The sequence below is a fragment of the Algoriphagus halophilus genome, assembly GCF_900129785.1.
Classification (GTDB): domain Bacteria; phylum Bacteroidota; class Bacteroidia; order Cytophagales; family Cyclobacteriaceae; genus Algoriphagus; species Algoriphagus halophilus.
This window is the reverse complement of record NZ_FSRC01000001.1, coordinates 1,829,196-1,854,972: the sequence shown is the minus strand read 5'-3', so window position 1 is coordinate 1,854,972 and position 25,777 is coordinate 1,829,196. Positions and strand designations below refer to the sequence as shown.

At 37.9% G+C, this 25,777-nt stretch carries 25 protein-coding genes; 17 read left to right on the top strand and 8 right to left on the bottom strand.

Features of this window, described 5'->3' with window-relative positions; all coding sequences use genetic code 11:
- Nucleotides 1–94 precede the first annotated feature (94 nt).
- The gene (locus BUR11_RS07825) at nucleotides 95–571 is read right to left on the bottom strand and encodes a hypothetical protein (protein WP_074224277.1); all 477 of its coding nucleotides are present in this window, start codon (nucleotides 569–571) and stop codon (nucleotides 95–97) included.
- A 277-nt stretch (nucleotides 572–848) separates the two neighbouring features.
- On the opposite strand from BUR11_RS07825, the gene BUR11_RS07820 reads away from it, so the two are divergent.
- The 6 genes from BUR11_RS07820 (at nucleotide 849) to BUR11_RS07795 (ending at nucleotide 7,355) form a co-directional block, all read left to right on the top strand.
- Nucleotides 849–2,507 (top strand): amidase, encoded by a 1,659-nt coding sequence (locus BUR11_RS07820; RefSeq protein ID WP_074224276.1) that lies wholly within the window; start codon nucleotides 849–851, stop codon nucleotides 2,505–2,507.
- A 20-nt stretch (nucleotides 2,508–2,527) separates the two neighbouring features.
- The gene (locus tag BUR11_RS07815) at nucleotides 2,528–2,926 is read left to right on the top strand and encodes a hypothetical protein (RefSeq protein WP_159439212.1); all 399 of its coding nucleotides are present in this window, start codon (nucleotides 2,528–2,530) and stop codon (nucleotides 2,924–2,926) included.
- A gap of 31 nt (nucleotides 2,927–2,957) precedes the next feature.
- Entirely contained in the window at nucleotides 2,958–3,536 is a 579-nt protein-coding gene (locus BUR11_RS07810; protein ID WP_074224273.1) for a class I SAM-dependent methyltransferase, read from the top strand.
- A 71-nt stretch (nucleotides 3,537–3,607) separates the two neighbouring features.
- A complete protein-coding gene (locus tag BUR11_RS07805; RefSeq protein ID WP_143185874.1) occupies nucleotides 3,608–4,672 on the top strand; it encodes a hypothetical protein in 1,065 nt (354 codons plus the stop codon).
- 229 nt (nucleotides 4,673–4,901) lie between these two features.
- Nucleotides 4,902–6,644, top strand: a complete 1,743-nt coding sequence (locus BUR11_RS07800; protein WP_074224270.1) for a GMC family oxidoreductase — start codon at nucleotides 4,902–4,904, stop codon at nucleotides 6,642–6,644.
- A gap of 3 nt (nucleotides 6,645–6,647) precedes the next feature.
- Nucleotides 6,648–7,355, top strand: a complete 708-nt coding sequence (locus tag BUR11_RS07795; protein WP_074224268.1) for a gluconate 2-dehydrogenase subunit 3 family protein — start codon at nucleotides 6,648–6,650, stop codon at nucleotides 7,353–7,355.
- 91 nt (nucleotides 7,356–7,446) lie between these two features.
- On the opposite strand, the gene BUR11_RS21160 is transcribed toward BUR11_RS07795, so the two are convergent.
- From BUR11_RS21160 to BUR11_RS07780, 3 genes are all read right to left on the bottom strand, one after another.
- A complete protein-coding gene (locus tag BUR11_RS21160; RefSeq protein WP_074224267.1) occupies nucleotides 7,447–8,151 on the bottom strand; it encodes a collagen-like triple helix repeat-containing protein in 705 nt (234 codons plus the stop codon).
- Nucleotides 8,152–8,296: 145 nt separating this feature from the next.
- Nucleotides 8,297–8,791 (bottom strand): hypothetical protein, encoded by a 495-nt coding sequence (locus tag BUR11_RS07785; protein WP_074224266.1) that lies wholly within the window; start codon nucleotides 8,789–8,791, stop codon nucleotides 8,297–8,299.
- A gap of 5 nt (nucleotides 8,792–8,796) precedes the next feature.
- A complete protein-coding gene (locus tag BUR11_RS07780) occupies nucleotides 8,797–10,065 on the bottom strand; it encodes a sulfite oxidase (RefSeq protein ID WP_074224264.1) in 1,269 nt (422 codons plus the stop codon).
- A gap of 235 nt (nucleotides 10,066–10,300) precedes the next feature.
- Between BUR11_RS07780 and BUR11_RS07775 the strand changes: the two genes are divergently transcribed.
- From BUR11_RS07775 to BUR11_RS07750, 7 genes are all read left to right on the top strand, one after another.
- Nucleotides 10,301–11,320 (top strand): aldo/keto reductase, encoded by a 1,020-nt coding sequence (locus tag BUR11_RS07775; protein ID WP_074224262.1) that lies wholly within the window; start codon nucleotides 10,301–10,303, stop codon nucleotides 11,318–11,320.
- A 206-nt stretch (nucleotides 11,321–11,526) separates the two neighbouring features.
- Nucleotides 11,527–12,087, top strand: coding sequence for a helix-turn-helix domain-containing protein (locus tag BUR11_RS07770; RefSeq protein WP_074224261.1), 561 nt, complete (start codon nucleotides 11,527–11,529; stop codon nucleotides 12,085–12,087).
- 322 nt (nucleotides 12,088–12,409) lie between these two features.
- Nucleotides 12,410–12,760, top strand: a complete 351-nt coding sequence (locus BUR11_RS07765; protein WP_074224260.1) for a cupin domain-containing protein — start codon at nucleotides 12,410–12,412, stop codon at nucleotides 12,758–12,760.
- A gap of 17 nt (nucleotides 12,761–12,777) precedes the next feature.
- Nucleotides 12,778–12,951: a hypothetical protein gene (locus BUR11_RS21225; RefSeq protein ID WP_200800386.1), complete on the top strand. Its 174-nt coding sequence runs from the start codon at nucleotides 12,778–12,780 to the stop codon at nucleotides 12,949–12,951.
- Between the two features lie 43 nt (nucleotides 12,952–12,994).
- Nucleotides 12,995–13,993: a beta-1,6-N-acetylglucosaminyltransferase gene (locus BUR11_RS07760; protein ID WP_084560891.1), complete on the top strand. Its 999-nt coding sequence runs from the start codon at nucleotides 12,995–12,997 to the stop codon at nucleotides 13,991–13,993.
- A gap of 1 nt (nucleotide 13,994) precedes the next feature.
- Nucleotides 13,995–14,180 (top strand): hypothetical protein, encoded by a 186-nt coding sequence (locus tag BUR11_RS07755; RefSeq protein ID WP_074224258.1) that lies wholly within the window; start codon nucleotides 13,995–13,997, stop codon nucleotides 14,178–14,180.
- 72 nt (nucleotides 14,181–14,252) lie between these two features.
- Nucleotides 14,253–15,332, top strand: coding sequence for a fatty acid desaturase family protein (locus BUR11_RS07750; RefSeq protein WP_084560890.1), 1,080 nt, complete (start codon nucleotides 14,253–14,255; stop codon nucleotides 15,330–15,332).
- A 355-nt stretch (nucleotides 15,333–15,687) separates the two neighbouring features.
- Here BUR11_RS07750 and BUR11_RS07745 read toward each other — a convergent pair whose 3' ends face one another.
- Complete coding sequence (locus BUR11_RS07745; protein ID WP_074224257.1) at nucleotides 15,688–16,137, bottom strand: YybH family protein; 450 nt, start codon at nucleotides 16,135–16,137, stop codon at nucleotides 15,688–15,690.
- Between the two features lie 437 nt (nucleotides 16,138–16,574).
- Between BUR11_RS07745 and BUR11_RS07740 the strand changes: the two genes are divergently transcribed.
- The gene (locus tag BUR11_RS07740) at nucleotides 16,575–18,257 is read left to right on the top strand and encodes an amidohydrolase (RefSeq protein ID WP_234982123.1); all 1,683 of its coding nucleotides are present in this window, start codon (nucleotides 16,575–16,577) and stop codon (nucleotides 18,255–18,257) included.
- A gap of 80 nt (nucleotides 18,258–18,337) precedes the next feature.
- Here the strand turns inward: BUR11_RS07740 and BUR11_RS07735 are convergent, their stop codons facing one another.
- A complete protein-coding gene (locus tag BUR11_RS07735) occupies nucleotides 18,338–19,225 on the bottom strand; it encodes an aldose 1-epimerase family protein (RefSeq protein WP_074224254.1) in 888 nt (295 codons plus the stop codon).
- Nucleotides 19,226–19,578: 353 nt separating this feature from the next.
- Between BUR11_RS07735 and BUR11_RS07730 the strand changes: the two genes are divergently transcribed.
- Nucleotides 19,579–21,777, top strand: a complete 2,199-nt coding sequence (locus BUR11_RS07730) for a hypothetical protein (protein WP_074224252.1) — start codon at nucleotides 19,579–19,581, stop codon at nucleotides 21,775–21,777.
- A gap of 60 nt (nucleotides 21,778–21,837) precedes the next feature.
- Here BUR11_RS07730 and BUR11_RS07725 read toward each other — a convergent pair whose 3' ends face one another.
- Nucleotides 21,838–22,344 carry a DinB family protein gene (locus BUR11_RS07725; protein ID WP_074224251.1) on the bottom strand — a complete coding sequence of 169 codons (507 nt, stop codon included), beginning with the start codon at nucleotides 22,342–22,344 and terminating at the stop codon, nucleotides 21,838–21,840.
- A 167-nt stretch (nucleotides 22,345–22,511) separates the two neighbouring features.
- Between BUR11_RS07725 and BUR11_RS07720 the strand changes: the two genes are divergently transcribed.
- Together BUR11_RS07720 and BUR11_RS07715 are read left to right on the top strand one after the other, a co-directional pair.
- Nucleotides 22,512–22,961, top strand: coding sequence for a GNAT family N-acetyltransferase (locus BUR11_RS07720; RefSeq protein ID WP_074224249.1), 450 nt, complete (start codon nucleotides 22,512–22,514; stop codon nucleotides 22,959–22,961).
- 145 nt (nucleotides 22,962–23,106) lie between these two features.
- Complete coding sequence (locus BUR11_RS07715; RefSeq protein WP_074224248.1) at nucleotides 23,107–24,912, top strand: InlB B-repeat-containing protein; 1,806 nt, start codon at nucleotides 23,107–23,109, stop codon at nucleotides 24,910–24,912.
- Nucleotides 24,913–25,075: 163 nt separating this feature from the next.
- Here BUR11_RS07715 and BUR11_RS07710 read toward each other — a convergent pair whose 3' ends face one another.
- A complete protein-coding gene (locus BUR11_RS07710; RefSeq protein WP_074224246.1) occupies nucleotides 25,076–25,420 on the bottom strand; it encodes a putative quinol monooxygenase in 345 nt (114 codons plus the stop codon).
- Nucleotides 25,421–25,777 lie beyond the last annotated feature (357 nt).

Below are 25,777 nucleotides of genomic sequence, written 5' to 3'. Positions count from 1 at the left end.
AAATATATCATCAAAGGCAGCAAAATGGATGGTTTTATAGGGAAGTTCTTAAATGAAAAATTGAATCCAGTTTGAAAAAAGTAGTTTATAGCCCCTAAAAACTCCAACCCAAACCAAAATAAATGGACTCAGGCAATCCTACTCCTGTTCTTAGCATAAAGTGTTTTCCTGGTTTTTGAAGTCGATAACCTGTGGAAAAGGAGATGACTGGAATCTCCGAATCCACTTCTTTAAATCCGATGTTTGGACCTGCACTGATTTCAAAATGGTTGGCCTTTTTACCTGTAAATACGCCGTATTGGAGGTACGTGAAATTACCTTTTCCTCCCCATACCCCATAAGCACCAATTCCAAACCTTAGATAAGTAGCCGTAATCCATTTCCCTTGAGGTAAGGAAATGATCCGTTCGTAATTAGACGTGGCTGCAGCAAATAAACCTGCAAACCCCAAACTCCCTTGAAGCGAATTTTTGTAGAATTCTGGTTGAGGCTCTTCTGTTTGAGCCGTCGCTTCTATAGTAGCATCGAAAAAGCATAGATAGAATAGAATCATAAAGTAGTGAAATTTCATTTGGATAGGTTTTGGGTGGTAAAACTATTCTCTTCAATGGTGTTATACTTCTATGAAAAGTACAATAAATGTGGAGCATCTAGCTTAAAATCTTCTACTTTATTTTGACACTTCCTCTTTTTCAATTTTAATTTCCATTCATCAAAAAATGACAGAAAGAAACCCTTCCAGTGGGGATTGCCTTTCTGCTTTGGAAGTATTAGTATAAATTAAGTGCTTGGGATAGAAGAGATCATTACTCTGATCCCAATGCAAACCACCACCTATTATTATTTTTATGAAGAAATATTATCCTGCTATTTACACCCTGCTTTGTCTAGGAGTGATTTTAAGTTGTAAATCCAACGAATATGGGTTTACAGACAAGGACATAAAAGGTAGTCAAAAGCTGATAGGTCTGAATTTTGAAAAGCCTGCAATAGAAACCATGAGCGGGTATTTAGGGAGGAATAAGTCAGGGTATGATAGCTTGAGAAGCTATGAAATTTCCAATGAAACCTTTCCTGCAATAACTTTTGATCCACATCCCTTGGGTTTTGTTTTTCCTGAGAAAGTTGAAAATCCTGAATTCATTATTCCTGAACAGGTAGAAGTACCGGAAAACTTTGAAGAGCTTGCCTTTTACACCATACCCCAGCTTGCCTCATTGATCAAGAACAAGAAAGTGACCTCAGAGGAGCTTACCCGTCTTTTTATTGATAGAATCAAACGCTATGATGATCAGTTGGAATCTGTAATTACGCTTACTGAGGATTTGGCAATGAAACAGGCCAAACAAGCAGACAAAGAACTAGCTGCCGGTAACTACAGAGGGATTCTACATGGTATCCCTTATGGCGTAAAAGACCTGATGGCAGTAGAAGGATATCCCACCACTTGGGGAGCAGCACCTTACAAAGATCAAATGATTGATTATACCGCTACAGTGGTTAAAAAATTGGAAGACCAAGGAGCAGTCTTAGTAGCCAAATTAGTTTCCGGTTCCCTTGCAAGAGGTGATGTATGGTTTGGAGGGAAAACCAAGAATCCTTGGGATACTACCCAGGGAGCTAGTGGCTCATCGGCAGGATCAGGTTCTGCGACTTCAGCAGGATTGGTCCCCTTTGCTTTAGGAACAGAAACGTTAGGCTCAATTACCGCTCCGGCTACCAGAAATGGAGTTACGGGTTTACGCCCAACCTATGGAAGAGTCAGTAGGGCTGGAGTGATGAGCTTGAGTTGGTCAATGGATAAAATTGGGCCTTTAGCGAGGACCGCTGAGGATTGCGAAATCATTTTCAGTGCGATTTATGGAAAAGATGAAAAAGACCCAAGTACCAATGAGATTCCATTCAACCATGTTTCTAAAAGCCCAAAAGAGTTAAAAGTAGCCTATCTGAAGAAAGATTTGGACAAGGATACCACTGCAATGGGGAATAATCTCCGGGCATCTTTGGAAGTTTTTAAAGCAATGGGGGTAGAACCTGACTCCATCGCCTTGCCGGAAAATTTTCCTTATTCAGGTTTTGACATTATCCTCAGAGCGGAGGCGGGAGCTTTCTTTGACGAGTTGGTTCGATCGGGAGAAGTGGATTTGATGGTAGAACAGCATGGGGGCTCCAGGGCAAATTCTTTGAGACAGTCCCGTTTTATCCCTGCGGTGGAATATTTACAGGCTAATCGTCAGCGAAGGCAATTGATTGAAGAGGTCAATCAGTTGTTCCAGGAATACGATGTGATCATTGCTCCAAGCTTTGGTGGGAGACAATTACTTATTACCAATCTTACCGGGCATCCAGTAATTTCAGTTCCCAATGGATTTGACAAAAAAGAACGGCCAACTAGTTTTACGTTAATAGGAAATTTATATGATGAAGGTAGTATTCTGGCATTGGCCAAGGCGTTTCAGGATGCAACTGATTTTGAAGAAAAACATCCGCCAAAATTTATTGATTAGGAGAAGTTTAAATGAGCTAGATGATGTCCCATAAAGAAGGTTTAAAGAGTCCCATTCGGGCAACAGGAATACAGGAATTCTTGAAAGAATTTATTCATCAAATTCCTGAATTTTTAACAGGGCAGGAGATAGAATTAAGAATTACCTGTACTTATAATTTTACTCTTGCTCCTAATCTAGAACCTGTAGAAACTCCAGTTTTATTGGTCCCGAATTTTAAGTTTAGCGCTCAGAAAGAATCTATTGAAGAAGCCTTGAATAAATTGGTTTTGGATATTAAGTCCCGCCTTAGTGAGTGGCTTTCAGATCATTTTAAAAAGAATGAATTTGGAGAATTTCAGTTTGAAGTAATAGTGCTATCCAGGCAAAAAAAACCGGAGGAAAATAGAAAATATGTTGGAGTTTATCCCCTTTTGTAATGGGCAGTCCCATGCTGGAAATCTTTGATAAATGGAATTAGGGCATATTTCAGATGAAGAATTTGATTCTCATTACCCTCTTAGAGTTCAAAAGGTCTCAGGGACCCAATGGACACCAATTTCGGTGGTAAAGAAAGCAATAGCTTATTTAGGGGTAGATGATGAGCAATCCATTTTAGATATTGGATCAGGTGCAGGTAAATTCTGTTTAATTGCGGGTTCCCTTGGCAATTCCAAAGTGATAGGAATAGAGAAGAACAAAAGCTTGGTCAAATTATCCCAAAAACTTATGGATGAATTCGGCCTTAAAAATGTGAATTTTATCCATGGAGATATCAAGGACCTTGACTTTTCCCAATTTGATCACTTTTACTTTTTTAATGCATTTGAAGAACATGTGAATCTGGATGATCAACTGGATAAAGAATTAATGATGGATCCTGAATATTATCAATCCATGATTGACTGGATTAATCAGAAGTTTGATGATGCACCAAAAGGAACGAAAATTGTGACTTACTGCGGAGATTGTCGGGAAATCCCAGATAGTTATAGTTTGGTTAAATCCAGTAATCGAGGGAAACTTAGATTTTGGGTTAAAAGAGATTGATTTAAGATTCCAAACCTTTTCATCAAAACCATTGTATTAACTTTATGAAAGTCCTGATATTTCTTTTTCCTATGATAATACTGTTTGGTAGTATTTCATTTGGTCAGGATGTGGTTTTTGAACTCCGGTCAAATGGAGAATATTTTTCTAATAGTGAATACCAATACATTGAGGTAATAGACAAAAGAAAAAACAAGTCAGGCATCGGGGTGATGTTTGATTCAAATGGTAAGAAGCATGCCGTCAAATTAAAAGGGTCCTTGGAAAAGGAAGCCTTGGATTTATTTCAGGGAAAAGTAAAAACTAATTCCAGTACCTTTCATAGAATTCAGGTTCATGTCATGGAATTGGAACTGAAGGAGCAACTCAATACAGCTACCAAACTTTATGAGGGAAGCGTCCAAATGAAGCTGAGTTACTTCCTGGTTGGAAAAGCGGACCCAATTCCTTTAGTGGATTATTCAGGAAGTTTGAATTATAGAAGAACTGCCAATCGAGGAGATCAGGTAAGGTATGTTGTGAATAGTATATTCCATAAATCTCTTGAATTCTTTGATTCTTGGGAAAAGGCACAAAATCTTGGTAACCCCAGTTTGGCAAAAAAAGTAAGACTTAACATCACAGATCAACTTCGAGAGAGTTCCAAGGACACGGTGTTTTATCATCCTGATCGACCTTTAAATTGGGGTGATTTTAGGGATTCACCTCAGCCCACCAGTAAATTCAATGCCACCATTTTTTCGAGTTTTTCTATGGCGGGAACATCCTTGATGGATAATGGTACCATCGTACAGGAACTCGATTTTAAAGTTTATATGCTTCCCAAACAATCTTGGGTCAAGCATGCAAGTGATTATGGAATAATGCATGAGCAGCTTCATTTTGATGTAGTCCGGATCGCTGTTGATCGCTTGATACATCGTTTACAAAACCTTGAACTGGATCCTGAATTCTTTCAGGCTACATTGAATACAGAATACCTGGACGCAATGAGGGAACTTTCAAAGCTTCAAGAGCTTTACGATGGGCAAACCCGGCATGGCTTGGATAAAATTAAACAGGCGGAATGGGAAAAAAGAATTAAGAAGGCTTTGGCTGGTGACTGGGAGGAAATTGAACAGTATTTAAATCGGTAAATCTCCCACTCAATTTTTCAATTTCAATTTTAATAGTTAAGCGTATGGCACTCATAAATGCACACCTAACCGTTTAGCTAATAATAAAACCAAACAGGCAAAAAATTCAAAACTCAGCTAAATTATAGTCATATTACTAGAAGGAATCTTTTCTAATGCTTTGAAAAGGAATAAGAAAGGGTTTTGTATCAGTTTTTTAACATACACCCAACGATAAGACTAAAATAGTATGAGTTTACAAATCAAATCAACTACAGAAGCCTATGATGTGATCATTGTGGGATCTGGAGCGGGAGGTGGAATGGCCTCCAAAATTTTATCAGAAGCAGGGCTTACGGTAGCGGTGGTTGAGGCCGGTGGAGATTTTGATCCTGCCAAGGAAGAAGATAGAACCCAATTGCGACCACCTTGGGAATCCCCGAGAAGAGGGGCAGGGACACAGATTAGGCCTTTTGGTGATTTTGATGCTGCCATCGGTGGATGGGAAATGGAAGGGGAACCTTATACAAGAAAAAACGGAACTCAATTTGACTGGTTCCGGTCTAGAATGGTGGGAGGAAGAACCAATCACTGGGGGAGGATTTCGCTTCGATTCGGTCCTAACGATTTTAAAAGAGCGAGTATTGATGGACTGGGGGATGATTGGCCGATCGGTTATGATGACTTGAAGCCCTATTACGATAAAGTAGACCAATTGATAGGTGTATTTGGTTCAAAAGAGGGTATTTATAATGAACCTGATGGTTTTTTTCTTCCTCCTCCCAAACCCAGGTTACACGAACTGTTCATTAAAAAGGGAGCTGACAAGGCCAATATCCCGATGATTCCAGGGCGACTTTCCATGCTGACCCGTCCGATCAATAATGAGCGAGGAGTTTGTTTTTTCTGTCGTCAATGTAACCGTGCCTGTCAGGTCTATGCAGATTTCTCGGCTGGTACTTGTCTGGTCCATCCAGCTATGAAAAAAGGAAAGGTGGATTTGTATACCCATTCCATGGTTCGGAAAGTTACTACCAATGAGGAAGGAAAAGCCACTGGGGTTTCTTTTGTGAGCAAACAGGATATGAAAGAATACAAATTGAGATCCAGAGTAGTGGTCTTGGGTGCATCTGCTTGCGAATCTGCCAGAATCATGATGAATTCCAAATCAAAGACTTATCCCAACGGGATTGGAGGTGACTCGGGGGTTTTGGGAAGATACCTGCATGATTCTACCGGTGCCAGTAGGTCCGGGATTCTACCTGCCCTATTTGGTAGAGATCGCTACAATGAAGATGGAGTTGGAGGAATGCATATGTATACTCCTTGGTGGTTGGATAATCAGAAGCTGGACTTTGCAAGGGGGTACCATATCGAATATGGAGGAGGAATGAGTCAACCTGGGTATGGGGAAGGATCAGGGATGGATTCCATGCGTAAATACCTGAAGGATGAATTCGGGAACCCCAAAGAAGGAGGAGGCTATGGTGAAGGTTTGAAAAAGGACGTGCGGACTCTCTATGGAGCAAGAATTGGGATGGCAGGAAGAGGAGAGAGCGTTCCTCGGTATGACAATTACTGTGAGATTGACCCAGATACTGTAGACAAATATGGTATCCCTGTACTTCGCTTTCATTACAATTGGACAGATCAGGAAATCAAGCAGGCCAAACATATGCAAGATACATTTGAAGAGATTTTGACCAATGCAGGGGCCATCCTATTGGGTAAGAAACAGGGCCCTGAAACACAATATGGCTTGGCAGCTCCTGGAAGAATTATTCATGAAGTAGGAACGGTAAGAATGGGGAATGATCCTAAAACATCTGTGCTCAATTCCAACTGCCAGTCCCACGACTGTGATAACCTATTTGTAGTAGATGCAGGGCCATTTGTTTCCCAGGCAGATAAAAACCCGACGTGGACGATTCTGGCCTTGAGCTGGAGAACTTCCGATTATATTATTGATCAGTTAAAAAAGAAAAATATCTAGGCCATGAACAGAAGAGAAAACTTAAAGCTACTTTTTACCGGTTCACTTGGTACTGGTTTGATCTTGACTGGATGCTCACCAGAAGAGCAGGCAATGCCTCAGGTGCATTTACTGGAGGGAGGAACCATTGGAGGGAGAACTGAAGAAGAAATACAGCGGGATCAGGAATTGTTATCGGAGACTTTTTTCACCCAGGATGAACGCAGGAAATTAAGCACCTTAGTGGATATCATTTTGCCCAAAGATTCCGAATCTCCTTCGGCAACAGAAGTAGGGGTAGTGGACTTTATGGAGTTTATGATGAAGGACCAACCGGGTAATCAAACCAGAATGCGAGGAGGATTGATGTGGTTGGATTTTGAGTCTGACGAAAAATTTGGCAAACCATTCAATGAACTTACCGAAAGTCAAGTATTGGAAATCGTGGACCTGGTGGCTTGGCCGGATAGGGCTTCAGAGGAATATCAAGGAGGAGTTAGGTGGTTCAATCTATTGAGAAATCTGACCTGTTCTGGCTATTTTTCTACACAAGCTGGTTGGGATTATATCGGATATAAAGGAAATCAACCCAATGTCTGGGATGGGGTACCACAAGAGGTGATGGACAAGCATGGCTTAAAACTAGATGAAAAATACATTCCCATATACCTCAAACCTGAAGAGCGTGGAGTAGTGGCTCAATGGGATGAAGCTGGTAATTTGATAGGATAAAATCAATATCAAATTTGCTAATTGAACAACCTCCCAATCCGGTTTTATACAGGTTGGGAGGTTTGTTTTTTTAGGAAAAAGGCAAAGGAGATTACAAAGGGATATTGAAATACTTCATGGTTTCCTCATAATTGCTATAATCCACTTCAGGGTTTAGCCTTCCACCTGGAATCACGCCTGGGATGATGACATATCGGAATTGATTGTCACAAAGTGAAATTATTTGGTTATCAGGAGCAGGTCTAGTTCCCTTATGTAGGATATACAGTCTTAATAAGCCAGTATCCATGGTATGGAATAAGTAATCCCAAGTACCAGCATCGTAATACATATCAAATGGTAATGCCGTTATTTCATCTGGCATCCAGGAGTTTTGACAAAACTTTGCGTAAACAAGTACGATCCCATTATTTACCACGCTAGAAGTAAAATTTGAGGATAGAATATCTACATACCTTCCTGGTTTTGCTGGAGTCAAAAACGGATAAGTACCTGCTGGAATGAAGGTCCAATCAGTTTTCTTGACAGTAATCCAGTCTGAATAAATTACTTGTGCAGGTGTACCCGGTTCTCCTTGAGGACCTTGCTCACCCTGAGGACCCTGCTCGCCCTGAGGTCCTTGTTCACCTTGAGGACCTTGCTGACCGGCGGCCCCTGTCGCTCCTTGTGGACCTATGGCTCCAGTTTCACCAGTGTCTCCTTTTATACCCTGAGGACCCTCGGGTCCTTCACAGGCACTAAAACAAATAAAAATTAGAAAAAGGAATGAGAGAATTTTTGGTTGAATGTTTTTCATAACTAGTATAAAGTAGGTGGTACAATATAAAATGTATTACCTCTAATCTAATTATAAAAAATTGTATTTTGCTAATATTAAAAAAGTTATATTAAAACTAAATCTTTGACTCAAAAGTCATCAAAAATTTTCATCAAGTAATTGCTTACTCCTTTAATTCATACCACTCTATATCCTTTAAAGGTGCTCTTCGCCCCACATAAGCTTCTGGAGCATAGTTTGCCGCTAAATAGTCTAAGATCAGTGACTCATTATTTCCTAGATCCCATAATCCTTGCGTTGCTTGCATCCACTCAATTTTGACTTTCCATCCTTCCCGAGTAAACCGATTTTGAAGGATCAAAGAACTGGAATGGCAGGAAGTACAGTTGGCTTTGACAAGTTCAAAACCATCACCTTCCACTAAACCGGTTTCTACATCCTTACCCTCGACAAATTGGCCAATACCAGAAGCAAGAATAGGAGATTCATTATTGGTATCTATAGTTTGTAAAGTAGGAGTGGGGCCATTGGACAATGTCAAGTATAAAATCCCTCCTGTTATGATTAGGATCAAGAAAATTAGTGCGATGACTCCTCTGATAATGCCCTTAAACAAATGTCTTTGATCTTGCGATGGTTTGGTGGAATGATCTTTCATCTCTCTTAGCTAACTTTTACAGCAATTCTATGGCAAGCATTATTTAGGTATCCTTTGGGGTTCCATCCGGGGATTACCATCGGTTGTGCAGTTCCCTCGCTATCCGTAGCCTTTGCCCAAATTTCATAATAGCCCTTTTTGGGAAAGGATAGTTCCACAGACCATTCCTGCCATGCCAGTCGATTGGCAGGGGCTTTCAAGGCACATTTTTTCCAAGTAGCCCCAAAATCAGTAGATACTTCCATCGAAGATACTTGCAGTTCACCTGCCCAAGCTTTACCTCTTACCTGTAATTTTTTTTCCAAGCCAAACATGGCCCCTGATTTTGGATAGGTGATTAAGGATTTGACTGGCATGGATTCAATGATTCTCATATCCTCATCCGGAACTTTTTGACCAGGTGCAACAGGATACGCGGGTACTCTATAAGCATCTCCCATCATCTTTGGTCCATCATGAACTTGATTTCTGACCACCAATTTATGAAGCCATTTACCCGAAGCAGAAGCAGGCCAACCTCCACATACCAGCCTAAGCGGAGAGCCATGAGGTAATGGAATATCTTTCCCATTCAATGACCATGCAATCAATGTCTCATCTTGTAATGCTTTAGCAAGAGGAACACCTCTAGAAATTACCACCTCATCAGGTTTTCCATTTAAATGTTTGTCCGCACCATAATACCCAATATAAATCGCGTCTGATTTGATGCCCACGTCTTGCAAGACATCCTTAAGACGAACCCCCGTCCATTCTGAACAATACACTGCTCCCTCTTCCCATTGGTTGCCAGAAGCAGGAGGATAGAACCCTGCCCGACCATTTCCACCACATTCCAGAACCAGTTGGTAGGTATAAGATTTGAAGTTCTTTTTAAGATCTGCAATCGTATACGTTTTTTCTTGTTCAGCCGATTCTCCACCAATAGTCAAGGTCCAATTGGCTGCATCCACTTCCTCAGGCATGATTCCATTGTTTCGAATAAAAATTTTATCAAATGGAGTAATGGAATCGTCCAATAAATGCGGTTTCGCTTCTACATTCCAAGGAAGTTCATTCCGAATAACCATTTCCTCATTTTTACCTTCCATGGGGTTGGATTGCATGGATACTCCAAGGGGAATATACCCTTCAGGTATCTTCGAAGCATGCACGATTTCTGCTCCTAAGGTGGCTGCTATAGAAGCGAGGATACTTTTTTTCAAGAACCCTCTTCTTCCTTGCAAAGAATGATTGGGAGACTGTAGGCTTTTGGTTACGTCAGCTTTTGACATCGGATAAAATTGGGCTAGATGGTGTTTTTTATTGAAATAAATGACTGGAAATAAGTTTCGCAAAAAATTGAAATGGGCTTTATATTAAATGACTTGTTAATCCTAATAAATTAAGCAAGAAAATGGGATAAAGAAATTAGAATTTCCTCCAAGAACAAGAAACTGTTTTAAGAGGTAGCCTGTTCTTTATTTATCTATCTATTCTATCTATTTTTAATAAAAAACACCAATACTTATGAAATACAATTTAATTGGTAATACGGGTTTACTGGTATCTGAATTATGTTTTGGAACCATGACTTTTGGAGGACAGGATGCAGGGATGTGGGATCAAATTGGAAAACTTCAGCAAAAGGAAGTAAACGATATGCTTTCGGCGGTAGTGGACTCGGGCATTAATTTTATTGACACAGCGAATGTGTATTCCTATGGACAATCCGAACAACTATTAGGTCAGGGTTTAATTGATCTGAAAGTTCCAAGAGATGAAATAGTGATTGCTACCAAGGTATTAGCAAGAATGAATGACAAACCGAATAGTACCGGATTATCTCGCTATCATATTTTTAATTCTGTAGAGGCAAGTTTAAAACGTTTGCAGTTGGATTATGTGGATATATTATATGTGCATGGGGTAGATCCAGCAACTTCATTGGAGGAAACGGTTCGTGCACTGAATGATATTGTAGAATCAGGGAAAGTTAGGTACATCTCAATATGTAATTGGCCAGCATGGATGGTAGCAAAAGCTCAGGCAATTGCTCAGTATAATGGCTATCATAAATTCATCGGTCTTCAATATTATTATGCAGCGATAAGTAGGGATATTGAGCATGAATTGGTTCCAATGGCTCTAGACCATAATTTGGCGATTTTTCCTTGGAGCCCACTCGCAGGAGGATTCTTAACAGGTAAGTTTACCAGGGAAGGGGCCGATTCAGGAGCTAGAAGGGCGAATTTTGATTTTCCGCCTATTGATAAAGAGAAGGCTTATGATTTGGTAGACGTAATGGGAGGAATCGCACAGGTACATGATGCGAGCATTGCTCAGGTTGCTTTGGCATGGGTGAGACAACAACCTGGGATTACCAGTACTATCATTGGAGCTAAAACTTTAGATCAGTTACATGCAAATATAGCTTCCACAGAAGTTCAGTTGACGGAAGCTGATTTGGATAATATTGATAAAGTAAGCCCACTTCCAAAGCAATATCCAGGATGGATGGTAGAGAGACAGTCCGCATATAGGAAGTAAAAATTTGAAAGAAAAAATGACGAGCGTTCCTGATCAAAGGAACGCTTTTTTTATTCAAATGGAATGTTTGTCAACCCTCTGATCCTGATGATTGTTTAGAACCTTACTCTATGAAATAAAAACGAAGCCTTGAATATTGAATTCTTACCTTAAATAAATTGTTATTGAAGCAAACCCGCTTGATTTTAAGCATTTGATACAATCTTATGAAGCTATTTATAAAATACATGGTCAGTTTGCGCTGCAAAATGATGGTTAAAGAAGAGCTTCATAAACTGGGGATTCATCCAATGACTGTGGATTTGGGGATGGTCGAGTTGGCGGAAGATCTAAGCGAGATGCAGCTCTTGAGATTAAAAACTAACTTGAAAAAGTCTGGATTGGAGTTACTGGATGATAAAAAAAGTATCATCATAGAAAAGATTAAAAACATCATCGTTGAGATGATCCATTATTCCGACGAGCTTCCAAAGGTTAACTATTCAGATTACATCAGCGAACATTTAGGATATGATTATACCTATTTGGCAAATATTTTTTCCGAGGTAAAAGGGATTACTATCCAACAATTCATTATCCTTCATAAAATTGAAAAGGTAAAGGAGTTGCTGATCTATGATGAGTTAAATCTGACTGAAATTTCCTATAAAATGCATTACAGTAGTGTCGCCCATCTTTCCAATCAATTTAAAAAAGTCACAGGATTGACTCCTACTTTTTATAAAAACCTGAAAAATAAGCGAAAGAAAAATTTAGAGAATATTTAGTTGGTTTAAGCTATTCTGCTGGTTTGAGCCGACTGAACCCCTCCAATGTGGGTTTTATGTAACTATCCTACAGTTTGATGTAACACTTCCTAAAGGGATTAGAGCGAAATTTGTAATAGAGCTTTACTAACATGTATTCGTTAAGTGGGCCTTACCAAAACAAACGACCATGTCCAAAGATAAAAATGGAAAGGATAAATCAGGATCAAAAGCTCCTTTGAAAACCCTTAAAGAAAAACGGGAAGCTAAGTCCATTAAAAAAAAGCAAAAAAGAGAAATGGACTAATTGTCTAATCTATTGCAATCTATAACCTAAATCATCATGGATCACCCAGATTTTGAAAAGTCTCTACCTCATGTATTGGTAGACTCAGTCGAGTATGTTTCAGGATCAGTGGTCACTCGCTCCATTCTGAGTCAAAATACCGGTTCGGTTTCACTTTCTTCTTTTGATTTAGGAGAGATACAAGCTGCTAAATATTCACCCTTTGACCATTTAATTGAAATTATTGAAGGGGAGGCTTCTATTACGATTGATGATCAATTAAATACGGTAGAAACAGGTCAAGCCATCATAATACCTGCTCATGTAAAACATTGGATCAAAGCTGACAAACGCTTCAAAATGATTTCCACTCATATAAAAAGTGGTTATGAAGACATCAGCATCTAAGACTAAACCAAAATACAATGAAAGAGCAAGAAGAAACCAAATTCAAAGCAGGTCAAACCGTCTTTGCCAAAGTAGACCCTACTGTCAAATTGATCATAAGGAGGTATTATCAACAAATCTACTATTGCCAGTTTGCGGAAGATCTTAAGAAAAAAGAACTGGCCCTCTTTGAGAGAGAAATCCAAGTATAAGTAGTCTTGATTTCTAAAAATTAACCCAAAAGATGAAAATCAAATGATACAAGAAATAAAAGAGGAAAGTTCGCATCCACTAAATAGTAGAAAAAACCAAGAACCTAGAATTGCCTATTTTATTTTGGTTCATAGATATCCAGAACAGTTTAAACGGTTATTTAAAGCGATTTACCATCCTGAAAATCACTATTTGATTCATGTTGACCAAAAATCAGTTTCAGGCGTTAATCAGGAAGTCAATAAATTTTTGTTGAATTATTCTAATGCTTATACACTAACCAGCAAACGAGTATCCTGGGGTGGCTACAGCATGGTACAATCAGAGTTAAAAGCCATGGTTTACCTGCTGAGCCATTCTTTGAAATGGGATTTCTTTATCAATCTCAGTGGGCAGGATTTTCCCTTAAAATCACAGGAGTCCATCTTTGATTTTTTGGGACAAAACCTAGGGCGAAATTTTCTAAAAATTGCCAACCAATCCCAAGAAAGACCAAATACCATGAATCGCATTGACCATTTCTTTTCAGACAAGAATGCAGGCTTTTCAGGTACAGAGGCCAAGCGTGCATTTCTGAAGAATGTAACATCCTATATAGGCGGGCGGTGGATGATTTTGACTCGTTCTTGTTGTGATTTTATTTGTACTAGCCCTGAGGTTAAGAAATACGAAGATTTCTATCAAAATACCTTGATTTCAGAAGAGTCTTTCTTTCAGACGGTACTAATGAACACATCGTTTTCAGAAGAAATCACCAATGATGACAAACGTGCGATAATTTGGATTCCCGATGGAGGTATGGATTTACGTCCAAAGACTTTAACTATTAATGATTTACTATTTCTACAAGAAGGGGACAATCTTTTTGCAAGGAAATTTGACATGCAAATAGATGAGACTGTTCTTGAAGTGTTGGAAATGAATCTTAAAACTGAAAAAGCAACCATGTTTCTAGAAAAAGCACTTTTGCCAAATGACTCAAGAAAAGAGGCCTATTTAAAACCCTCTACAGGTATTCCTTTCTCCTTATTCAACCACTAACATGAAAATCTTGAGGAGTTGGAGAGAACAGAAAATTATGTTGAAACAAAGGTTTTCGGTATTGATGGATTTTGATTTTGAATATGCTGAAGGACAAAGAGAAAAAATGATGGAAAGACTATCTCAAATACTTAAGAAAGACAGAGAGGAATTGGATTTTCTATTTGAGGAACTCCAGACCTATTAAATAATTTAAAACGCTTTGAATACAGCTATGCTCAAAGAGGATAGGAGTAGAGGAGCCTAAACCAACGCGTATATGAAAAATATAAGATTTGATAAAACCGGCACAGGGGAATTTTCTAAAACCTTGCACAGTCGAGTGAATAGCTATTTCAAAGAAAGGCAGAAGAACACCTATGGAGACCGTAGAATGGTGTTAAAAAGTATTTTCATGCTTTCTGTTTTCTTTCTTCCCCTGGCAGCTATTGGTTCCGGATTAGTTTCCAATACCTTGCTCTTGTTTGCTTTATATGTGTTAAGTGGTTTAGGGATGGCAGGAGTAGGAATGGGGGTCATGCACGATGCGATCCATGGATCGTATTCCAAAAATTCTCTAATCAATAAATACCTGGGATATAGTATGAATTTGATAGGGGCAAATGCGAGTGTGTGGCGTATTCAGCACAATGTGCTTCATCATACTTATACTAACATTGACCATGGAGATGATGACATCAATGCTCCATTCTTTCTTAGATTTACTCCCAATGCCAAACACTATTGGATTCATCGATTCCAGCACATCTACATTTGGTTTTTTTACGGTCTTTCTACCATTTCCTGGATTACTACAAAAGATTTTGTCCGGGCGTTTCGCTATAAAAAATTAGGCTTTTTTAAAAAGAAAGGAGAATTCAATAAGGTATTGTTGAAAATCATCAGCTGGAAAGTGCTGTATTACAGCTATGCTTTGGTGTTACCATTGATCATGGTTCCTCTTCCAGCTTGGATCGTTATTTTGGCTTTCCTAAGCATGCATTTTGTGACGGGAATCTGTATCAGTTTGGTCTTTCAAACTGCCCATATTGTTTCTGAGACCTCCTTTCCCAAACCCAATGAGAAGGGATTGATAGAAAGCCAATGGATTTCGCATCAATTCGCAACTACTAGCAATTATGCCCCCAAAAGCAGGATTTTTTCCTGGTTGATAGGTGGCTTGAATTATCAAGTGGAACATCATTTATTTCCAAATATCTGCCATGTGCATTACAGGAAAATTTCAAAAATCGTCTCGGATACCGCAAAAGAGTTTCAGGTTCCTTATTTGGTTAAAAGTAGTTTTCTAAAGGCATTGGTAGATCATGTGAAAATGCTTAGGCAATTAGGAAAAGCATAAGAACCAGTATTTTTTTATGATCAGCTGATTCAATCTTTTTTAAGAAAGAAAGAACCCTACCAGTTTAATACCCTTGAAGATTTTCTCTTCAAGGGTATTTTTTTGTTAATGCTCATTCTCCCATCCGGTGTTCATAACGCTCACCAATTCCTTCAGGACTTACTTCAAAGTTTTTGGTTTAGAGTAGGAAGCTTGTATCAATTAGATTTGAAATCCTGGAAGAAATGATTCTAGTAGGAAAGCTACTTATCCAAATTGCAAGAGCGAAATATTGTAAGCTTATAGAAAATAGAAAATAAACAAAAGCACCTAATTTTTAGATATAAGGTGCTTTTGTTTGTTGGTTCATTTCCAGTTAGTTATCAACCATTATAGAGGAATTGGTCATTAACCATTTTTTACCCACCATGGTCAATGTGTTATTATAACTTCCAGATAAAGTGACAGGCTGTCCATTGGCAGTTCCAACAAGCTGGTAAGTACCTTTGATAGTAGCTGTTCCATCTGCATTCATTTCTGAGGAGCCATGTTCAATGGATACTGTTAAGTCATTGACGGCAAATTCTTCTTCCATAGCTGCAGTGATTTCTGCTATTCCACTGTATTTTCTTCCATCGCTAAAAGTTCTTACTGCATCATTTGTGTACATGGATGCCAAGGTGGCTACATCTTTTTTGTTGTATGCCTTTACATACTTTTTAGTGAGTGCTTTCGCTTCCTTCTCTAGGTTTTGTGCTTGGAGAGGTAGACTTAGGATTGTGCATGTAAACAAAAACACCAAACTCAAGACAGTTAAGTTTTTCATAATAAATAGGTTTATTGCGTTTGCCTACTCTTCACAGTTTTCGGCTTCCCTGGATTCACTCAATTAAAAATCCCGGCCTTTTCAAATAGAATTATCAATTATTGAAATAGGCCTTTGTTCTAAAAAATTAGTATTTAAAAGTAATCCTTACTTTAAAAATCTACTTTAAGTTACATATAAAATTTGATTTGTTCAATCAGAAATCTTCTTTTGAACCATCATTTCAGAAAATACGGATAGTTCTAATAGTATCTACTAAATCGAATTCTTCACTTTTTGTATTTGGAAAAGAAGAAGGAGGCATTTTGATGAATTTATATGCTTTAAAAATCCTTTTTGAATAAGTAATAAATATGAAAGCTAAGTTTTATGGTAAAAAACCTCGAAATTAAAGGGAAACCAATCTGCTTCTTATGAAAAGGACTTTTCTGATAATAATGACACTCGCTGTTATGTGGGGTTGTAGCAATTCTCAAAAGGATACAGGAATTCCTGCCATTGTTTATTATGGTGGAGATATTTTGACCATGGTAGGAGATGATCCTTCTTATGTTGAGGCTTTGGTAGTAAAAGATGGTATCATCACGTTTGCCGGAAATTCGGATGATGCGATGAAAGCAGCAGGTACTGGGCATCAAATGGTTAATTTGGAAGGAAAAACATTAATTCCTGGCTTTATTGATGGGCATGCCCATTTTGCCAATTTTTCTGTTCAAGCGATAGGAGCTTTATTGTTACCCTCTCCAGATGCTGATGTAGACAATATTCCAACCTTGATTGAGAAATTAAAAGCCTGGAATACTCCTGAAAACAGAGCTTTGACAGGATGGATTTTTGGGACAGGGTTTGATGATTCTGTGTTGGAAGAAAAACGCTTTCCTACCAAACATGATTTGGATCGGGTAACTACAGAATTTCCCATTATGATCATGCATATCTCTGGACATTTTGCTGTGGTAAATTCCAAAGGTTTGGAATTGTTGGGAATCAATGCAGACAGTAAGGATCCAGAAGGTGGAATTATTAGAAGAGAACCTAACTCCCAAGAACCAAATGGAGTCCTGGAAGAATTGGCCGCCATTCCACATATGTTAAAGGCGATGTCCCCAAAAACCCCGGAAGCCAGTCAGAAGTTTTTTGATGCAGGCCAGGACATGGCCCTTTCCTTTGGGTATACTACTGCCCAGGAGGGAAGAGCCATGGAAAACCATGAAATGCTCGCAAAAATGGCTGAGGAAAACAAATTGAAATTGGATGTGGTCAGTTACATAGATTACTTATATGTAGATCGGTACATGGGATCTAAATGGAATAGTAAATCCTATTTGAACCATTATAGAATCGGGGGAATGAAAGTGACCTTGGATGGGTCACCTCAAGGAAGAACAGCTTGGAGAACTGAACCTTATCTAATTCCTCCAGACGGAGCTGATAAAGATTACGCTGGCTATCCTGCAATTCCTAGTGACTCTGTGCTAAGTGAGTATTACAGAAAAGCTCTTGAAAATAACTGGCAAACAATTACTCATACGAATGGGGATGCAGCAGTTGATCAAATGATCCGTACACTAAATCCCTTATTTGAAGAATATGGAAATGAAGATCGGAGGTTTGTGATGATTCATGGCCAATATGTACGATTTGATCAATTAGATGAATTGGCTAAAATGAAGATCATTGCCTCTTTATTTCCATTACATACATTTTATTGGGGAGATTGGCATAAGCAACTTATAGGAGACTCATTGGGAAATAGAATAAGTCCCACGAGAACTGCCCTTAACAAAGGTTTGAATATTACCATCCACACGGATGCCCCAGTAGCCTTGCCTAATTTGATGAGGGTAGTTTGGACGGCAGTCAGTAGGGTTTCCAGATCAGGAGATATAATTGGAGAGGAGGAAAGACTTAGTCCTTATGAGGCATTACAGGCTATTACGTCTTGGAGTGCTTATCAACATTTTGAAGAAAACACCAAGGGAACACTGGAAAAAGGAAAGTTGGCTGATTTGGTGATTTTAGACAAAAATCCGTTAAAAGTGGAAGTAGCCGATATTAAAGATATTAGGGTGATGGAGACAATTAAGGAAGGAGAAACTGTCTTTAAAAAAATGGAATAGACTCCTTTATTATGCTAACTATTTCCCTTTAAATAGGGTTTAAAAAGAGACTGCTTTTAGATTTTAGGCAGTCTCTTTTTTTAATACAATTCGCCCAAGATTCGAATCTGGTAGGATTTAATTTCTGAATTTTGGGGGCTTAGTCTTCGAATTCCCTCCTTATCTTCCATATTTCCAGATGCATTCACTGAGTCAGCAATTCCCAACCATGGTTCTATGCATACAAATGGTGCACCGGGTTTTGCCCAGATTCCCAGGTAATCAAAATCTTCAAATTCAACCTCTAAAACAGGTCCATGCTTTTGATGGACCAAACTGGCTTTTTTTGATTTTAATTGCTTAAAAATCAAGGCGTCTGCGTCAAAAATATGTTCATGCAGAGGAATTAAATTGGTATTATTCAGGATTTGATCTCCTTCACTTCCTATTAAACCATTTGATTGGATGAGCCACGTATGGTCTTGTTCAACCTCTGGAAATTCAATCGCATACTCATCGTATTTCGCTCCGGTATGGATAGGACAGGCAAAGGCAGGATGACCTCCCAAAGAATAATACATGTCCTGTTCTCCTGTATTTTTTACAAGGTGCTTTACTTCCAAACAATTTCCAGTGAGTTGAAAAGTAACCTCTAAGGCAAAGTGGAAAGGGTAATATGCCAAGGTTTCTGTAGAAGACGTAACTCGAAATACTAATCTGTCTTTTTCTTGTTTTACCAATTTCCCTAATTCTGAATTTCGGATAAAGCCATGTTTTGGAAGTGCATATTCCTTTCCTTGAAACATCGTTTTCCCATCTTTTAATGCACCTATTATGGGAAATAAGATAGGAGCTTGGCCTGTCCAATATTGTGGGTCTCCTTGCCAAAGGTATTCAAGGTTGGATATTTTGGAACGAATGGAGCTCATTTCCATTCCTTTAGAATTTATCTGAACGATAAGCTGATCAGATTCTATGGTAAAAAGCATGTCTATAATTAAAATTAAGGACGAAAGATAAAGATCAAATCATTAATTCTAATCCTTCCTAATTGAATTTATAGGGCCCAAAAATGCCTAAATCACTAATATTTCTTAAAGATCAATATTTTACCCAAGTTGTAGTTGATTCCTTTTGTAATTGATAACTTTAGTAAAATATAATTTTATATTAAAAGAGAGTTTATCATTTTACTTTTGGTGGATGATTTCTTTTAGTCTAAAGCTACTGTTACGTCCTCATTTGATATTTTAAATAGCCTAACAGTTAATTTTAAGTAATTGATAAATAGTGTTTTAAGATTATTGTTTTAAGTATATAAATAACCAAATTTTTACCCATTATGCCCAATATTAAGGACCTGGATAAATACCTTAAAAAATTAGAGTTATTACCTCCATTTCAAAAGCAATTATCTGACATACCCAATGAGGACTATAAATTGGATGTAGTGGATATCAATGAAACTTTGCCGATAGCTGCTGCTCCAATACAGTTTATTGGTAGTTTGAATTTTGGACCTAGACTTTTTGTATTCAATGATCCCGACGATAATAATCGGGAGTTGGAAGAAGATGAGCATGAACTAGTAAAAAGTCAAAGTTCTCAAGACGAAGTCCTGATTGTTCCGAATTATGATGATAATGCGATTATTCAATATGGATTAGGGGTTTCCATCAAAGCAAGTTCTTCGAATGAGAAATTGGGATTTTTGTTTTCAGGAAGTGCCAATGTGAGGGTAAATACCTATAAACAACATCCTAGGACCTATTCTTTACTAAAGGCTGCTTCTCAGGATTTGAAGAATTTTCCCTGGATTTTTAGTATCGAAGAACTCAAAAATTTGAAGAATAATGAGGCTTGCACCTTGCAGTTTGCAGGTGTATTAAAATCCTCTTTAGAGGTTAAATGGAGTGATTTATATTCTGGAAGCTTATTGGGTATTTCTAAATTGTTGAACGTTCCCGCTCCTCTGACTATTGAGGTGGATGCTGGAGCCAGTGTTCAGTTTGATTTTGGAATCCAAGATGACTTTGTTTTGGTCATCAAAAAAGTAACAGGGAAGACTTATGAGGTTGGAGTAAAGAAGAATAAAACCCAATCTCTTGGAGCCGGAGCTAAAATTGGCATCAACGCTTCTTTTTCAGAGAACAGCCAAGCTGCATTAGAAACCATCCTACAAGGTTTATTAGAAAATATTCTTAATAAAGGGAAGGGAGAAATTGATGGTATTCTAAGTAAATCAAAAGTAGCTGATTTAATTCAGGAAGAACAAGCGACCATTACCATGATCATGAATACCATCGGCTATACTGGGCCTTTGGATAAAATTGCGGAAATGAAAGCTGCGTGGGAATCGTTTTTAGGTAAAATTCGGGATACCATTACCAAAGTGGCCACCGCAAAAATAGAAGCAGGAGTAAACTTTGAATACAGTCAAATAAAAACCGAGGATTGTTTTTTACTTGGAGAGCTTTCATTAGATGCATTGGTGCAATACCATTCTGACCTAATTCGGCTTAGACTGGATGGCATTTTGGAAGATCAAACCGATGAGGTGAAAATCAAAAAGTATTTGGAAGACAAAAGCTACCAAAGAAAATCGGGATTTGGTTTTGATTTAAAGGTGAATCAAAAAGGTATTGGGATGGATTTTGATTCCAGCATAGAAATTATAACCCGGAAAAATGAAAAACCCGGATACCTATACGTAAGTACCAAATCTGCAAAATCTTATGAGGGAGAATTATTTGGGGATAAGTTTAAATGGTTAGCGGGTCTGGAAATAGCCACAAAAGATTTTGTTAAAGATCCAAAAATCAGTGACTTGGGTATTAAACAACACCTTGGTTTTGAATGGAGTGAAAACAAGAGATTAGAGAAAAAAGAAATCTATAAAATCATAGATACTGCTGTTCTTTGGGGATTGATCAATGGCTATGATCGAGAAGAAGCCTACCAGAATTTGAGTTCTGAATTGAAGTCAAAAAATGCTAAAAATATTACAGTATCCCTGAATATAGAGATTCCGGAAGATACATTTAAGGAAATAATTCGGGCCATTTATGAAGTGAAAAAAGCAAATTTGAATAATTATTATTCAAACCTTTCTTATGCTTTAGCTGCCTGTATTTTTAATAAAAATGAGCCAATTCGAGATCGGATAGAGAAACATGGTAAAAATTTCCTAGCCTATCTAACTATACCATCCTATCGATTGGATGACAGTTTAAGGGCTTATGCAGGTTATATCAATCAATCACAAATAGGGCAATTAAACAATGCCATAGACATTATCATCAACAGGGGAGGGGAAAGTTTCTCCGAAGATTCTGTGAAAAAGATTATTAAGGGGTTCAATAAATTTCATAACAACATCTACCGGGTAAAAGTCTTGGGCTTTTTGTTATTTCATTTTGGAAGAATTGTCGGAAGAGCTGCGGAAATTGAACCTTCCCTGAAGATTACCTATACCAAAAACAATGAAGAAAAGGTGATCAATATGGTGCAGAACCTAAATCCTCAATATTTGAATTATTGATAAATGAGATTCTGAATTGGACCACGCGTAAAAAGAAAATACCCCAATCAAAGCTTGCCGTTATTCAGCTAGAATCACCTTTACTGTGACGAGTAGCTGACCAAAATGCCGTTGGGTATGTTCAGCTGCGTGAAATAATAATCCACCTACTGTCGAGGGTAATTGGGCTCTTCCAACAGGTCTAAATTCTGAAAAGGATTTTGGATCTGTGGTGGATAATAGCTTTAAAAATTTAGCGATTTGTAAGTCCAATTGAACCAAAAGCTCTTGAGACGTGAGTTTGTTATTTTCTATTCCTTCTTTTTTTAGGTAGTCAAACTGGCTTTGACTTAAAGGTCCAGCTTTTGAATAGGTGCCCATCCTGTCAATGACCCCAGCGATGTGTTTTAAATGAAAAGCAGGGCTCGCCATACCTGCAGGCCTTTTCCATAGCAGTTCAGAGGGAAATTCCTTCATAAGAGCATGAATTTCATCCTGAGCTTGCAGTAGTGCATGCACGATTGGTTGAAACAAATCAGGGAAACCATCAATGGGCCCTCTTAGCCAAAATTCAGGTGCGGAAGTCATGGATTAAAGTTAACTGCAGATTCCAACCAAACAATTTGAATCAGTCAAAATTCTTAAAATTAATGTTCCTTCAATTCTTTAACATATTCTAGTTTTAGATTTCTTAGGGATAGTTGGTCAAGATTAATAAACTTGCAAGATATTTAACCTATTCAAAAGTTAGCTTCATGAACCTTAGCCATACCGTCAAAGCATTTGATGAATTGACCATCTACGAACTCTATGATCTCTTAAAATTAAGGAGTGAGGTATTCGTGGTGGAGCAAAACTGTGTGTTTCTGGATCAAGATGATAAAGATCAGAAATGCCATCATTTGATGTTGTATGAGGGAAATCATTTGGTGGGCTATAGTAGATTAGTTCCTCCCGGATTGTCTTATTCAGAAATGTCAATAGGAAGAGTGGTCACTTCACCCGAAGGTAGAGGGAAAGGTTATGGAAGGATATTAATGGATTTGTCCATCCAATATTGTCACCAATTTTTAGGGGATGGCCCTATCCGTATCGGTGCCCAAACGTATGCACTTGGCTTTTATTCTTCCCTGGGCTTTGTGTCTGATGGAGAGGTCTATGATGAGGATGGAATAGAACATGTTGAAATGATTAGACAAAATTGATGGAATTTCATTGACCTAATTGTTGATGCATGTAAGGTCAATTCCACTTTTAATTTTTTCTTTCTCTAAAGAATAATTTTAGTATTTTAATTCAAAAAAAAGGATTTAGTTTGCCGTTCTAATTAAGTCGACTAATTTCTTTATAATGGCCAGGAAAAAATCATTTTCAATTCTAGTTTTAATCAACCTATTATTTTTTGGATCCTGTGAATCTGAAGATCCCGTCAAAACTTATTTATTATCGGTTTCAGTTTCTCCTGAATATTCAGGAACGATCACTTACCCTACCAATCCAATTCAAGAAGGAGAGGTGGTAGAATTGATACCTGTTCCTCATCCTAATTGGGTATTTAAACAATGGGAGCAAGATGTTACTGGAACTTCGAATCCATTAAATGTTTTAATGGATTCAGATAAAACGATTACCGGAGTATTTGTGAAGAGGGATTATCCTCTTTCTATCACGATTCAAGGTGAAGGAACTGTTGTGGAATCAATCATTCAGAATCCATCAGGGAGAGAATATCCACATGGAACCCTTGTTTCACTTGTACCCGTTCCTAAAGAAGGTTGGGTATTTAGTGAATGGTCAGGTGATGCTAGTGGAACTTTAGTTCCCCTGCAATTTTCCGTAGATAAAGAACTACAAATCACTGCTACATTTGTTCCAAAAATTTCAACTTTAGTTCTAGGGGGCTCAAACGATGATGTACTTGCAAAAGTGATTAAAGTCTCTGGTGGTAGATACCTGATTGCAGGTACAACTAATTCTTCTGATGGAATTTTTGAAGGTTTAACAAAAGGAGGGAGTGATGCCTTTGTGATCCAACTTACTTCTGAATTGTCAGTAGAATGGGTCAAGGTATTTGGAGGAAGTAAAGATGAATATGCCAGTTCAATTATCGAAAACAATGATGGAACCTATTCAGTTAGTGGTTCTTTTTCTTCGTCCGATGGCGATTTTGCAAATAAACTAAATGGTACTACTGATGTATTTCATATTAAATTAAGTCAGTCTGGAGACGTAATTTGGATGAATAGTTTTGGTTCTAGCAACACTGAGGTTTTTTCAAAGTCAATGATCCAATCCAAGCAAGGGGCATATATTTTATTAGCAACTTCTGATGGGACTTGCTGTAACAATATTCAAGGAGGTAATTCAGGGGGAAAGGATATGATGACCATGTGGATTTCCCCTTCTGGAAATTTACTATGGACAAGGAATTATGGTACTTACAAAGATGAGGAAGCTATTAAGGTATATGAAACTTCCAATGGCACGATTATATTTTTAGGTACTCAGCAGCCAAATGGAGCTTTAAATCAAGAAGATCTGTATGTAGTGGCTACTGATCCAAATGGAAGTCAATTATCTAGTTCTGTGTATAGTGGATCAGGAGTTGACGTTGGATATGATGTAGTGGAGCTTGGTAGCCAGTTGGTGGTGTTAGGTTCTACTACCTCTCGCGATGGTGACTTTAGTAATTATGGATTTGGCAACTATAACATGTTCATGATGAAATTAAGCCAGTTTGGTAGTGGTTTAGGTGGGATAAGAATTTTTGGAGGAAGTGAAGATGATCGTGGATTTTCATTGATTAAATCTCCTAATTCCAATGATTTAATAGTGTTGGGGGTTTCAAATTCTCTAGATTATGATTTAGACAAAAAGAATATTGGTGGAGCAGATTTGGTGTTGGTCAAAACAGATAATAACCTCAATAAAAAAATCCTTAAAACCTATGGTGGTTCAAATAATGAAATCGGACTCATCAATTCTTTAGGAAGTTTGAAGCAGGTTATTCCTTCCATCAGTTTATCAATTGCACCAAATGGAGGGTTGATTTTAGGTGGAACTACAGAGTCAAATGATTTGATATTTGAAGGACTTACTTTTGGTAAAAAAGATATTTTTCTAATAAAAACAGATGAAGATGGAAATTTGAATTAGGATCCTTCTTAAGAAAAGCTTCGGATAGTTTACATCCGAAGCTTTTCTTTTTTAATTGAATATGAGTTTGGATTAAGAAAAAGTTTAATTGAGTCTTTATTTTCAGCAAGTCTAATAAAACCGAAAGGAGTGTCCGAAAAATGATAAAATCGGTGCAATTCTTTTAAAGAGATTGATATAAACAATAATTGGTGATGGGCAATTTGCTGATCATTTCCTGAAGCTCGGAAGACAAGTTTCCATAAATATTCCCTTCAAAATCAGCGATCGAAAATGCCTTTTCAAGTAGCTTATTCATATTTGCAACATGGGCTAAAAGTGCCTTTGAATTGGTATAAGTCTCTAGTACATGACAAACTGTACCTGTAGAATTAAAATACCATTCATATTGCTCGGCACCGGTCTCATTGGCTTTGACTTGTTCAATACATTGCGGGATTAAATCCTTAAACTCATCTTCTTTTCCAGGATGAATATTAAACTGAGCGTGAAACTGTATTTTTTTCATAGTGCTTTGAAGTTTGGCTTAGTATAAGTTATTGAAAATAAGCCCTAAAACCTATAAGTATTTGGGTTTTGCAGTATGAAATAATTCTCTCTAAATACTGACCACTGACCACCGACCACTGATTACTGAACACTAAACCTATTTCAGCTTTCAGATTTGAGACTTTAGAATTTCTTTCCTTCTGCTTACTGTCCACTGACCACTGATTACTGAACACTGAATACCATCTGTTAAAAAACTACACCAAATCCCCCTAACCCCCTTTTATGAATATGTTCTATTCAACTAAAAAATCTACTCCAAGGGGGAGTTGTTTCGATATTGAATTATGGTTACAGATAACTAATCATTTTAAAT

Coding starts and splice junctions, on each gene's coding strand:
- BUR11_RS07760 (WP_084560891.1), top strand. CDS start 12,995: ATGATACAAGAAATAAAAGAGGAAAGTTCGCATCCACTAAATAGTAGA.
- BUR11_RS07795 (WP_074224268.1), top strand. CDS start 6,648: ATGAACAGAAGAGAAAACTTAAAGCTACTTTTTACCGGTTCACTTGGT.
- BUR11_RS07770 (WP_074224261.1), top strand. CDS start 11,527: ATGAAGCTATTTATAAAATACATGGTCAGTTTGCGCTGCAAAATGATG.
- BUR11_RS07750 (WP_084560890.1), top strand. CDS start 14,253: ATGAAAAATATAAGATTTGATAAAACCGGCACAGGGGAATTTTCTAAA.
- BUR11_RS07775 (WP_074224262.1), top strand. CDS start 10,301: ATGAAATACAATTTAATTGGTAATACGGGTTTACTGGTATCTGAATTA.
- BUR11_RS07805 (WP_143185874.1), top strand. CDS start 3,608: ATGATAATACTGTTTGGTAGTATTTCATTTGGTCAGGATGTGGTTTTT.
- BUR11_RS07800 (WP_074224270.1), top strand. CDS start 4,902: ATGAGTTTACAAATCAAATCAACTACAGAAGCCTATGATGTGATCATT.
- BUR11_RS21160 (WP_074224267.1), bottom strand. CDS start 8,151: ATGAAAAACATTCAACCAAAAATTCTCTCATTCCTTTTTCTAATTTTT.
- BUR11_RS07710 (WP_074224246.1), bottom strand. CDS start 25,420: ATGAAAAAAATACAGTTTCACGCTCAGTTTAATATTCATCCTGGAAAA.
- BUR11_RS07780 (WP_074224264.1), bottom strand. CDS start 10,065: ATGTCAAAAGCTGACGTAACCAAAAGCCTACAGTCTCCCAATCATTCT.
- BUR11_RS21225 (WP_200800386.1), top strand. CDS start 12,778: ATGAAAGAGCAAGAAGAAACCAAATTCAAAGCAGGTCAAACCGTCTTT.
- BUR11_RS07735 (WP_074224254.1), bottom strand. CDS start 19,225: ATGCTTTTTACCATAGAATCTGATCAGCTTATCGTTCAGATAAATTCT.
- BUR11_RS07825 (WP_074224277.1), bottom strand. CDS start 571: ATGAAATTTCACTACTTTATGATTCTATTCTATCTATGCTTTTTCGAT.
- BUR11_RS07725 (WP_074224251.1), bottom strand. CDS start 22,344: ATGACTTCCGCACCTGAATTTTGGCTAAGAGGGCCCATTGATGGTTTC.
- BUR11_RS07715 (WP_074224248.1), top strand. CDS start 23,107: ATGGCCAGGAAAAAATCATTTTCAATTCTAGTTTTAATCAACCTATTA.
- BUR11_RS07730 (WP_074224252.1), top strand. CDS start 19,579: ATGCCCAATATTAAGGACCTGGATAAATACCTTAAAAAATTAGAGTTA.
- BUR11_RS07765 (WP_074224260.1), top strand. CDS start 12,410: ATGGATCACCCAGATTTTGAAAAGTCTCTACCTCATGTATTGGTAGAC.
- BUR11_RS07740 (WP_234982123.1), top strand. CDS start 16,575: ATGACACTCGCTGTTATGTGGGGTTGTAGCAATTCTCAAAAGGATACA.
- BUR11_RS07720 (WP_074224249.1), top strand. CDS start 22,512: ATGAACCTTAGCCATACCGTCAAAGCATTTGATGAATTGACCATCTAC.
- BUR11_RS07785 (WP_074224266.1), bottom strand. CDS start 8,791: ATGAAAGATCATTCCACCAAACCATCGCAAGATCAAAGACATTTGTTT.
- BUR11_RS07815 (WP_159439212.1), top strand. CDS start 2,528: ATGATGTCCCATAAAGAAGGTTTAAAGAGTCCCATTCGGGCAACAGGA.
- BUR11_RS07820 (WP_074224276.1), top strand. CDS start 849: ATGAAGAAATATTATCCTGCTATTTACACCCTGCTTTGTCTAGGAGTG.
- BUR11_RS07745 (WP_074224257.1), bottom strand. CDS start 16,137: ATGAAAAACTTAACTGTCTTGAGTTTGGTGTTTTTGTTTACATGCACA.
- BUR11_RS07810 (WP_074224273.1), top strand. CDS start 2,958: ATGGAATTAGGGCATATTTCAGATGAAGAATTTGATTCTCATTACCCT.
- BUR11_RS07755 (WP_074224258.1), top strand. CDS start 13,995: ATGAAAATCTTGAGGAGTTGGAGAGAACAGAAAATTATGTTGAAACAA.